We start from the raw sequence: 724 nt of genomic DNA, 5'->3' as shown, positions 1-724 counted from the left end.
ACTTTGATGCCGTGACAGGGAGTATCCTTCCTCGTCAATCGAATCATCGTCAGACTCCGTAGGTTGGGGAAGCGTTCATATCATTTACCTAGCACTTACCCGAATTGTGGTTTTCAGGAGGAACGTCCTCTCACGATTCTTTTCCCACTCAGCCCAACGGCCAAGTTTCGTTACATTGTCCGAGCCGCTGCTTTATTCAGGCTCGTAGGTTCATCTGGTGATACAGACGGTTCACTCATAAAGCGGTGAACAACGCTTCATACGACCTCAGGTCGCACGGACAGAAACGTGCTAGAACTATTGCACTAACAAACTTCTGCCTAATTAGAAAAAGTATCTTGAAAAATTGAATGTTTGTTATACAGCTGTTACTGCCAATGATCCGCACCAGCAGTTTTGGACACTGAGTTAAGTGGGTACAATCACTAATGAGGTGAACCATGAAAAGCAAGAAGAAACGTATTATCCATTCTCCTGAATTTAAAGCAGAAACCCTGAAGCTCGCAGATAAAGTGGGAATCGCTGCAGCTGTAAGACAGCTTTCGTTACATGAATCTCAGATCTACGGTTGGCGAAAAGCCACAAAGACGAATTCTAATATTAGCTAACGAGAACAAGAATTGGCCGTTGAGATCGCTAAGCTAAAGAGGCAATTGGCAGAGCAAGCAGAAGAGCTAGAAATCGTAAAAAAGGCCGCCACCTACTTCGTATATGGAATCCACGG

Annotated in this window: 1 pseudogene; it reads left to right on the top strand. The window is 44.6% G+C overall.

Features of this window, described 5'->3' with window-relative positions:
• Positions 1-440: 440 nt before the first annotated feature.
• Positions 441-724: pseudogene (locus tag H5300_RS26950) on the top strand (transposase); the annotation flags it as partial.

The sequence above is a fragment of the Vibrio sp. SG41-7 genome (genome assembly GCF_014164465.1).
In the GTDB taxonomy this organism is placed as follows: domain Bacteria; phylum Pseudomonadota; class Gammaproteobacteria; order Enterobacterales; family Vibrionaceae; genus Vibrio; species Vibrio splendidus.
Note: the sequence above shows the minus strand (reverse complement) of the source record. Positions and strands in the feature narration are given on the sequence as shown.